The 9,861-nt window shown below is 70.9% G+C and carries 7 protein-coding genes; 6 read left to right on the plus strand and 1 reads right to left on the minus strand.

Going from position 1 to position 9,861, the window contains the following annotated elements; genetic code table 11:
- Positions 1–55 precede the first annotated feature (55 nt).
- Entirely contained in the window at positions 56–2,290 is a 2,235-nt protein-coding gene (locus tag QZX64_RS07270) for a bifunctional (p)ppGpp synthetase/guanosine-3',5'-bis(diphosphate) 3'-pyrophosphohydrolase (protein ID WP_295658005.1), read from the plus strand.
- Between the two features lie 71 nt (positions 2,291–2,361).
- Here QZX64_RS07270 and QZX64_RS07275 read toward each other — a convergent pair whose 3' ends face one another.
- Positions 2,362–3,609, minus strand: coding sequence for a DUF349 domain-containing protein (locus QZX64_RS07275; RefSeq protein WP_295657993.1), 1,248 nt, complete (start codon positions 3,607–3,609; stop codon positions 2,362–2,364).
- A 101-nt stretch (positions 3,610–3,710) separates the two neighbouring features.
- On the opposite strand from QZX64_RS07275, the gene QZX64_RS07280 reads away from it, so the two are divergent.
- From QZX64_RS07280 to QZX64_RS07300, 5 genes are all read left to right on the plus strand, one after another.
- On the plus strand, positions 3,711–4,397 hold the full coding sequence (locus tag QZX64_RS07280; protein WP_295657995.1) for an MBL fold metallo-hydrolase: 687 nt from the start codon (positions 3,711–3,713) through the stop codon (positions 4,395–4,397).
- Complete coding sequence (gene hisS, locus QZX64_RS07285) at positions 4,394–5,737, plus strand: histidine--tRNA ligase (protein WP_295657997.1); 1,344 nt, start codon at positions 4,394–4,396, stop codon at positions 5,735–5,737. Before QZX64_RS07280 ends, hisS begins: the two co-directional genes overlap by 4 nt.
- Positions 5,734–7,521, plus strand: a complete 1,788-nt coding sequence (gene aspS / locus QZX64_RS07290; RefSeq protein WP_295657999.1) for an aspartate--tRNA ligase — start codon at positions 5,734–5,736, stop codon at positions 7,519–7,521. Before hisS ends, aspS begins: the two co-directional genes overlap by 4 nt.
- Positions 7,522–7,705: 184 nt before the next feature.
- Positions 7,706–8,716: an ABC transporter permease gene (locus tag QZX64_RS07295; protein WP_295658002.1), complete on the plus strand. Its 1,011-nt coding sequence runs from the start codon at positions 7,706–7,708 to the stop codon at positions 8,714–8,716.
- Between the two features lie 85 nt (positions 8,717–8,801).
- Positions 8,802–9,861: ABC transporter substrate-binding protein (locus tag QZX64_RS07300; RefSeq protein WP_295658004.1), on the plus strand; the 1,060-nt coding region annotated here is incomplete at its 3' end.

Here is a 9,861-nt window from a genome sequence, read left to right on the forward strand (position 1 = left end):
GCCGCCCGTCGAGCCGCCGGTGGCGGCCACCTCGTTCGCCCACTCCGGACGCGGCATGCGGGCCCGGCTCGCGCGCATCGGCACGCGCAGCCAGCCGGCCAACACGGTCCTCGAGCCGCTGTTCCGGGCCGTGCGCGCCAACCACCCGAAGGCCGACCTGGTCCTGCTCGAGCGGGCCTACCTCGTCGCCGAGAAGATGCACGCCAGCCAGGTGCGCAAGAGCGGTGATCCCTACATCACCCACCCGCTGGCGGTCACCACCATCCTCGCCGACATCGGCATGACCGAGCCGACGCTGGTCGCGGCGCTGCTCCACGACACGGTCGAGGACACGCCGTACACCCTCGACGAGCTGCGGGCCGACTTCGGCGACGAGGTCGCCCATCTCGTCGACGGCGTCACCAAGCTCGACAAGGTCAAGTACGGCGAGACGGCGCAGGCCGAGACCATCCGCAAGATGATCGTGGCGATGTCGCGCGACATCCGCGTGCTCGTCATCAAGCTCGCCGACCGCCTGCACAACATGCGGACCCTGCGCTACGTCCCGCAGGCCTCCCAGGAGCGCACCGCCCGCGAGACCCTGGACATCTACGCCCCGCTGGCCCACCGGCTCGGCATGAACACCCTGAAGTGGGAGCTCGAGGACCTCGCGTTCGCGACGCTGCACCCCAAGATCTACGACGAGATCGTGCGCCTGGTGGCCGACCGTGCGCCCTCGCGCGACCAGTTCCTGGCCGAGGTGATCGCCAAGGTCGAGGAGGACCTCAAGGAAGCCAGGATCAAGGCGAAGGTCACCGGTCGGCCGAAGCACTACTACTCGATCTACCAGAAGATGATCGTGGGGGGCCGCGACTTCTCCGACATCTACGACCTCGTCGGGATCCGCGTGCTGGTCGACGAGGACCGCGACTGCTACTCCGTCCTCGGCGTGCTCCACTCGCGCTGGAACCCCGTGCTCGGGCGGTTCAAGGACTACGTCGCGATGCCGAAGTTCAACATGTACCAGTCGCTGCACACCACCGTCATCGGGCCAGAGGGCAAGCCGGTCGAGCTGCAGATCCGCACCTTCGGCATGCACCGCCGTGCCGAGTACGGCGTCGCGGCGCACTGGAAGTACAAGGAGGACGGCCGCAACGGCGTCGACACCGACCGCGCCGGCGACATGGACGACATGGGCTGGCTGCGCCAGCTGATGGACTGGCAGAGCGAGGTCGAGGACCCGGGGGAGTTCCTGGAGTCCCTGCGGTTCGAGATCAACCGGGCCGAGGTCTACGTCTTCACCCCGCGCGGCGACGTGATCGCGCTTCCCGTGGGCGCCACCCCGGTCGACTTCGCCTACGCCGTGCACACCGAGGTCGGCCACCACACCATCGGCGCCCGGGTCAACGGCCGGCTGGTGCCGCTGGAGTCGACCCTCGACAACAGCGACGTCGTCGAGGTGTTCACCAGCAAGGCGGCCACGGCCGCCCCCTCGCTCGACTGGCTGGGCTTCGTCAAGTCCCCCCGGGCTCGCTCCAAGATCCGGCAGTGGTTCACCAAGGAGCGCCGCGAGGAGGCCATCGACCGGGGCAAGGAGCAGATCGCGCGGCTGATGCGCAAGGAGGGCCTGCCGCTCAAGCGCCTGCTCTCCCACGAGTCGCTGATGCTCGCCGCGGTCCACTTCAAGCTCGCCGACGTGTCGGCCGTCTACGCCGCGGTCGGCGAGGGCAACCTCTCCGCGCAGGCCGTCGTACGCCGCGTGATCGACCTGCACGGTGGCGACGACGGGGCCGCGGAGGACCTCGCCGAGGGCGTGACGATCACCGGTCCGCGCAGCCGCGCGAAGGCGGCGACCGGCAGCAGCAACAGCGGGGTCATCGTCAAGGGCGTCGACGACGTGTGGGTCAAGCTCGCCAAGTGCTGCACGCCGGTGCCGCCCGACCCGATCCTGGGATTCGTCACCAAGGGCGGCGGCGTCTCGGTGCACCGCCGCGACTGCACCAACGCCTCGTCGCTGGAGCAGCAGCCCGAGCGGCTCCTGCCGGTCGAGTGGGCGCCCACCGCGCAGTCGACGTTCCTGGTCAACATCCAGGTGGAGGCCCTCGACCGGTCCCGGCTGCTCTCCGACATCACCATGGCGCTCTCCGACACCCACGTGAACATCCTCAGCGCCACGCTCTCGACGACCCGCGACCGGGTGGCCAAGAGCCGCTTCACCTTCGAGATGGCCGATGCCAAGCACCTCGACAACGTGCTCCGCGCCGTCCGCGGGGTTCCCGGCGTCTTCGACGCCTACCGCGTCACCCAGTAGCCCCTCAGCGGGAGTCGCGTGCGCTGCTCCGCAGGGAGTGCATCCGACGTCGGCCCGCGACCGACGGCGCCTCAGCCGCCGAACTCCGAGGAGGCGCGCCTGGCCATGTCCAGGAACGCCCGGCGGGACTCGATGTTCTCCTCCAGGGACGCGGCCTTCTTCTCGTTGCCGGCGGCGCGGGCCGCCTCCAGCTCGGCCTCGGTGTCGGCGATGGCGGCCTCGAGCTTGGCGACCATCTCGTTCGCCCGGGCCGACTTCTCGGGGTCGGTGCGCTTCCACTGGTCGTCCTCGATGCCACGGATGGCCTGCTCGACCTTGCGCATCCGGCCCTCGAGGTCCTTCATCCGGTCGCGGGGGACCTTGCCGGCGGCGTCCCAGCGGTCGGAGAGGTCGCGGAAGGACCGCTTGACGGCGTCGAGGTCGCCGCCCTGCAGCGCGGGCAGCAGGGCCTCTGCCTCGACGAGGATGGCCTCCTTGACCTCGGCGTTGGAGGCGAACTCGCGGTCGAGCTCGGCGTTGGCCGCGTCGCGGGCGCCGAAGAACGCGTCCTGGGCACCGCGGAACCGCTTCCAGAGCCTCTCGTCGACGTCGCGGGGCGCGGGTCCGGCGGCCTTCCAGTCGCGCATCAGGTCGCGGAACGCACCGGCGGTCGGCCCCCAGTCGGTGGAGCCGGCCAGCTTCTCGGCCTCGGCCGCCAGGCGCTCCTTGACGACCCGGGCGCCGTCGCGCTTCTCGTGCTGCTCGGCGAAGTGCGCCTTGCGCCGCCGGGTGTAGGAGGTGCGGGCGGTCGAGAACCGGCGCCACAGGGCGTCGTCGGTGCCCTTGTCGAGGCGGGGGAGCGCCTTCCAGTGGTCAAGCAGCTCGCGCAGCCGGTTGGCACCGTTGCGCCAGTCGCTGCCCTCGGCCAGCTTCTCGGCCTCGGCGACCAGCTTCTCCTTCTCGGCACGCGACTCCGCGGTCCGCTGCGCCTTCTCCGCCCGGCGCGCCTCGCGCTGCGTGGCGATGACCGGGCCCATGGCGTCGAGCCGGGCCAGCAGCGCGTCGAGGTCGCCGACGGCGTGCGCGCCGGCGACCTGCTCGCGCACCGTCCTCACCGATGTGGAGGCCTCCTCGGGGCTCAGCACGCCCGAGGAGATGCGCTTGGTGAGCAGGCCGACCTCGAACTCGAGCGCGGCGTACCGCTCGGTGAAGAAGGTGAGCGCCTCCTCCGGGGTGCCCTCGGTGTACTGGCCGACGGCCCTCTCCCCGTCGGAGGTCCTCACGAATACGGTGCCGTCCTCGGCCACCCGGCCCCACTCGGACTGCTGCTGCGCGCTCATGGGCGCCCATGCTAGTCAATGTCCGGGCCTCGGTAGGCTGGCCCACCGATCGACGGCACCTCCATTCCTGTCCGTCCACCCCAGCGCTAGGACCTCCCACCGTGTTTCTCGCAGGCTTCCCCGCCGGCCCCTGGGGGACCAACTGCTACGTCGTCGCGACGGCCGCCGGCGCCGAGTGCGTGGTGGTCGACCCGGGCAAGGACGCAGCGCCCGGGGTTGCCGACGTCGTCCGCGAGCACGGCCTCAAGCCGGTGGCCGTGCTCCTCACCCACGGCCACGTCGACCACATGTGGTGCGTGGCCCCGGTGGCCGGCACGTACGACGCCACCGCCTGGATCCACCCCGGCGACCGGCACCTGCTCACCGACCCGATGGCAGGCGTCTCGCCCGAGACGGCGCGGATGCTGCTGGGCGCGGAGCACCGGTGGGCCGAGCCCGACGACGTCCGCGAGCTGGCCGACGCCCAGACCCTCGAGCTGGCCGGCCTGCGCCTCGTCGTCGACCACACCCCCGGCCACACCGAGGGCTCGGTGACCTTCCGTGCGCCGTACGACGCGCCGGACGTCTCGGAGGTCATGTTCGCAGGGGACCTCCTCTTCGCCGGCTCGATCGGCCGCACCGACATGCCCGGTGGCGACCACCAGGCCATGCTGCGCAGCCTCACCGACAAGGTGCTGCCGCTCGCCGACGACGTCGTGGTGCTGCCCGGGCACGGCGAGCAGACGTCGATCGGCCGCGAGCGCGCGACCAACCCGTTCCTGCAGGAGCTGTCGAGGGCCCCCCGATGAGCAGGATCGCCCCGCTGAGCGGCTTCCCCGAGCTGCTGCCCGCCCAGCGGCACGTCGAGCGCGAGGTGATCGCGTCGCTGTCGCGCACCTTCGAGCTGCACGGCTTCGCCAACATCGAGACCCGCGTCGTGGAGCCGCTCGACCGGCTCGCCAAGGGCGGCGAGATCGACAAGGAGATCTACGTGCTGCGGCGGCTGCAGGCCGACGACACCGCCAGCGACTCCGGGCTGGGGCTGCACTTCGACCTCACCGTGCCGTTCGCCCGCTACGTGCTCGAGCACGGCGGCAGGCTGGAGTTCCCGTTCCGACGCTTCCAGGTCCAGCCGGCCTGGCGCGGCGAGCGGCCGCAGGAGGGCCGCTACCGCCAGTTCACCCAGGCCGACATCGACATCGTCGGCCGCGACGAGCTCGGCTTCCACCACGACGTCGAGGTCGTGCGCGTCATGGTGGAGGCACTCGACGCGCTGCCGCTGCCCGGGCTGTCCTTCCAGGTCAACAACCGCAAGCTGATCCAGGGGTTCTACCGCGGCCTGGGCATCCCCGACGTGACCGCGGCGATCAAGACCATCGACAAGCTCGACAAGCTGCCCGCCGACGAGGTCGCCCGGCTGCTCGTGGAGCGGGCCGGCGCCACCGAGGCACAGGCCCACCGCTGCCTGGAGCTCGCCACCATCCGCGTCCCCGACACCTCCTTCGTGGAGCGCGTGCGTGCCCTCGGCGTGGCCGACGACCTGCTCGAGGAGGGGCTCGCCGAGCTGGCGGCCGTCCTGGATGGGTGTGCCGAGGCGGTGAACGAGCACGTGCGCGTGGAGGCCAACCTGCGCATCGCCCGCGGGCTCGACTACTACACCGGCACCGTGCTGGAGATCTTCCTGGACGGCTACGAGCGGCTCAAGTCCGTCGGCGGCGGCGGCCGGTACGACGCGCTAGCCAGCGACGGCCGGACGACGTACCCCGGCGTCGGCGTCTCCTTCGGCGTCTCGCGCACGCTCGTGCCACTGCTCGCGGAGGGCGTCCTCGACGCCAGCCGGCCGGTGCCCAGCGCGGTGCTCGTGGCGCTCGCCGACGAGGACTCGCGGCGGGGGAGCCTCGCCGTCGCCCAGCAGCTGCGCGCCCGCGGCATCGCCTGCGAGGTGGCGGCGTCGCCGCAGCGGTTCGGCAAGCAGATCCGCACCGCCGAGCGGCGCGGCATCCCGTTCGTGTGGTTCCCAGCGGCCGACGGCGCCCACGAGGTCAAGGACATCCGCACGGGGGAGCAGGTCGCCGCAGACGCCGCCACCTGGACCCCGCCCATCGAGGACCTGCGCCCGCAGGTCATTTCCAAGGAGCCATCGCTGTGATCCGCACCCACGACGCCGGAGCCCTGCGCGCCGAGCACGTCGGCCAGACCGTCACCCTCGCCGGCTGGGTCGCCCGACGGCGCGACCACGGCGGCGTCGCCTTCCTCGACCTGCGCGAGGCCAGCGGCATCGTGCAGGTCGTCGTGCGCGACGAGGCGGTGGCCTCCAGCCTGCGCAACGAGTACTGCCTGAAGGTGACCGGGGAGGTCGGCGCGCGCCCCGAGGGCAACGCCAACCCCAACCTCCCCTCCGGCGAGATCGAGGTCGTCGCCACCGACGTCGAGGTGCTCAGCGCCTCCGCGCCGCTGCCCTTCCCCATCGACGACGCATCGGCGTTCAAGAGCGGGGACGTGGGGGAGGAGGCGCGGCTGCGCCACCGCTACCTCGACCTGCGCCGCAGCGGTCCCAACCACGCCCTGCGCCTGCGCAGCAGGGTCAACCGGGCCGCCCGCGACGTGCTCGACCGCCACGACTTCGTCGAGATCGAGACGCCGACGCTCACCCGCAGCACCCCCGAGGGCGCCCGGGACTTCCTCGTCCCGGCCCGCCTCCGGCCCGGCAGCTGGTACGCCCTCCCGCAGAGCCCGCAGCTGTTCAAGCAGCTGCTGATGGTCGCCGGCATGGAGCGCTACTTCCAGATCGCCCGCTGCTACCGCGACGAGGACTTCCGCGCCGACCGTCAGCCGGAGTTCACCCAGCTCGACATCGAGATGAGCTTCGTCGAGCAGGACGACGTCATCTCCATCGCCGAGGAGGTCCTCACGGCGCTGTGGGGCCTCATCGGCCACGACGTGCCCACCCCGCTGCCGCGCCTGACGTACGCCGAGGCGATGGCCCGCTTCGGCTCCGACAAGCCCGACCTGCGGATGGGCCAGGAGCTCGTCGAGTGCACCGACTACTTCAAGGACACGCCCTTCCGGGTCTTCCAGGCCGACTACGTCGGCGCGGTGGTCATGCCCGGGGGAGCGGGCCAGCCCCGCAAGCAGCTCGACGCCTGGCAGGAGTGGGCCAAGCAGCGGGGCGCCCGCGGCCTGGCCTACGTCCTCGTGCAGGACGACGGGACCCTCGGCGGTCCGGTGGCCAAGAACCTCACCGACGAGGAGAGGGCCGGGCTGGCCGCGCACGTGGGTGCCGAGCCCGGTGACTGCGTCTTCTTCGCCGCCGGCCCGGTCAAGAGCAGCCGGGCGCTCCTGGGCGCCGCCCGCCTCGAGATCGGCCGCCGCGGCGGCCTGATCGACGAGAGCGCGTGGAGCTTCCTCTGGGTCGTCGACGCACCGCTGTTCGAGCCGGCGGGCGAGGCCACCGCCGCGGGCGACGTCGCGGTGGGCAGCGGCGCCTGGACCGCCGTCCACCACGCCTTCACCTCGCCGCAGGACACCGAGACCTTCGAGGCCGACCCCGGCAGCGCCCTGGCCTGGGCCTACGACATCGTCTGCAACGGCAACGAGATCGGTGGCGGCTCGATCCGTATCCACCGCGACGACGTCCAGCGGCGCGTGTTCTCCGTGATGGGCATCGGCGAGGAGGAGGCGCAGGAGAAGTTCGGCTTCCTGCTCGACGCCTTCAAGTACGGCGCCCCCCCGCACGGCGGCATCGCCTTCGGCTGGGACCGGATCGTCGCGCTCCTGGCGGGTGCGGACTCCATCCGGGAGGTCATCGCGTTCCCGAAGTCGGGGGGCGGCTACGACCCGCTGACCGCCGCGCCGGCGCCGATCACGGCCCAGCAGCGCAAGGAGGCCGGTGTCGACGCGCCCGCGGTGACGGACGTCCCGGCGGATGCCTGACGAGTCGGAGGGCATCCGGTGAGCCGCCTGACCTGCGAGGTAACACGTCGAGACCAGATCGTTACGTCCAGGTGACCGTTCGTGCGCTGCGCGTCACATAGAGTCCCGTTCCGGCGCCGACGGCGTCACCGGGCGCGGCCCGGCACGGACTGACGGCGGCAGTGACCGTCCGATTGAGGTGGATATGTCGATCCCCGGCGACGTGGTGGCCACGCACACGGAGGACTCAGTCGTCGAGGACGCCACGGCCCCCAGGGACCTGCAGGCGGGCCGGTCGCCGCTGCGCATCGCGGCCGAGCGGATCCGCAAGGACCGCGTCGCGATGGTGTGCCTGGCCATCGTCACCATCTTCGTGCTGGTCGCCATCTTCGCCGGCACGCTCGCCAACCTGTTCAACGTCGACCTGCGGGTCGGCCGGCCGGCGGAGCAGCTGGACTTCCTCGGTGACGGCATGCCGCTCAACGGTCCGCCCAACTACGGCTTCGACCCCGAGCACCCCTTCGGCGTGGCGCCGAAGACGGCCAACGACAACCTGGCCTACTGGCTCTACGGCTGCCGCACCTCGCTCATCATCGCCTCCTCGGCGACGCTGTTCGCCACGATCATCGGCGTGCTCATGGGCCTGGTCGCGGGCTTCGCCGGCGGCATGGTCGACCGGGTCATCTCCTTCGTGATCGACCTGTTCCTCACGCTGCCCTTCCTGCTCATGGCGCTGATCATCGCCCCGATCATCACCTCGCGCTTCTCCTCCGACCCCTCCTACCCGACGATCCAGAAGTTCGGCCTGGTGGCGGTCCTGGTCTTCTTCGGCTGGATGGCCGTGGCGCGCCTGGTGCGCGGCGAGACGATGTCGCTGCGCGAGCGCGAGTTCATCCAGGCCTCCCGGGTGATCGGCATGCCGACCCGGCGCATCCTGTTCAAGGAGCTGCTCCCCAACCTGGTGGCCCCCATCGTGGTCGCGGTCTCGCTCATGCTCCCTGCCTTCATCGCCGCCGAGGCGGGCCTGGCCTACCTCGGCATCGGCGTCACCCAGGGCGCGTCGTGGGGCCAGACGATCCTCCAGGCGAGCCCGTACTTCGAGAAGTACCCGCTGTACCTGTGGCAGCCCCTGCTCGGCATCGTGATCCTCGTGGTCGCGCTCAACCTCCTCGGCGACGCCATCCGCGACGCCGTCGACCCCAAGACCCGGCGCTGACCGGGACGACCTGCCTCGCGCAGGTCCCATCGATGTTGTCGTGGACGCCCGTCTCGCGGCACGAAGGAAAGAAAGGCTGGACAACATGAAGCGCACCAAGTCGCTTGCCGTTGTCACCGGCTTCGCCATGGTCACGCTCGCGGCCTGTGGTGGAGACGGTGGTAGCGGAGGAGGATCCGGTTCCACGTCGGAGGACAAGTTCATCGACTCGGCGTCGAGCTTCGAGCTCGTCGAGGCGGAGGGCCCCGCGCCCGAGGTCGAGGGCGCCACGACGGGAGGCACCATCACGGTGCTGATCCCCAGTGACCCCGGTCCGGAGGACCTCGACCCGACCAACGGCTGGTCCGTGCTGGGCAACTCGATCCAGCAGGACCTCGTCAACCGGTCGCTCACGCAGTACCGCCGCACCGCCGAGGGTGGCACCGAGGTCGTCCCCGACCTCGCGACCGACCTGGGCACGCCCAACGAGGACTTCACCGAGTGGACGTTCACGATCAAGGACGACGCCAGGTGGGAGACGGGCGACCCGGTCACCGCTGAGGAGGTCAAGAACGGCATCCTGCGCTCGTTCGACACCGACACCTTCACATCCGGTCCCGGCCAGGCCTACACCGTCGGCTGGGTCGACTGCCCCGAGGACTACGCGGGCCCGACCAAGAGCGGCGACTGCGACGCAGTCCAGGCCGACGGCCAGGAGCTCACGATCCGCATGAGCCAGCCGTTCCCCGAGTTCAACCTCTGGTCGACGTTCATGGCGATCGGCCCGATCCCGCTCGAGAACTCCGAGTTCCCGGCGTACGGTCGCAAGCCGCTGGCCACCGGCCCGTACAAGATCCAGGACTTCCGCGTCAACGAGTCGTTGACGCTGGTCAAGAACGACCAGTGGGACCCGGCCACCGACCCGTCTCGTCACCAGTACGCCGACGAGTTCGTGATCAAGTTCGACCAGGACCAGGAGAAGACCGACCAGATCCTGCTGTCGGGCAACGCTGACTCGGCCACCACCGTGGCCAACTCGCTGGGTGCGACGAACGCCAACGCCCTCAAGGAGGCGCTGGGCTCGAACTACATCCAGCAGACCGGCCAGTGCATCAGCACCCGCACCCCGGACTACAACAAGATCCCCCAGCTGGAGATCCGTCAGG

It is taken from the genome of uncultured Nocardioides sp. (assembly GCF_902805925.1).
Lineage (GTDB): Bacteria > Actinomycetota > Actinomycetes > Propionibacteriales > Nocardioidaceae > Nocardioides.

Bases quoted from the DNA above. Each gene is read 5' to 3' on its own strand.
- QZX64_RS07270 (WP_295658005.1), top strand. From the start codon at position 56: ATGCGGGCCCGGCTCGCGCGCATCGGCACGCGCAGCCAGCCGGCCAAC.
- QZX64_RS07275 (WP_295657993.1), bottom strand. From the start codon at position 3,609: ATGAGCGCGCAGCAGCAGTCCGAGTGGGGCCGGGTGGCCGAGGACGGC.
- hisS (WP_295657997.1), top strand. From the start codon at position 4,394: ATGAGCAGGATCGCCCCGCTGAGCGGCTTCCCCGAGCTGCTGCCCGCC.
- QZX64_RS07295 (WP_295658002.1), top strand. From the start codon at position 7,706: ATGTCGATCCCCGGCGACGTGGTGGCCACGCACACGGAGGACTCAGTC.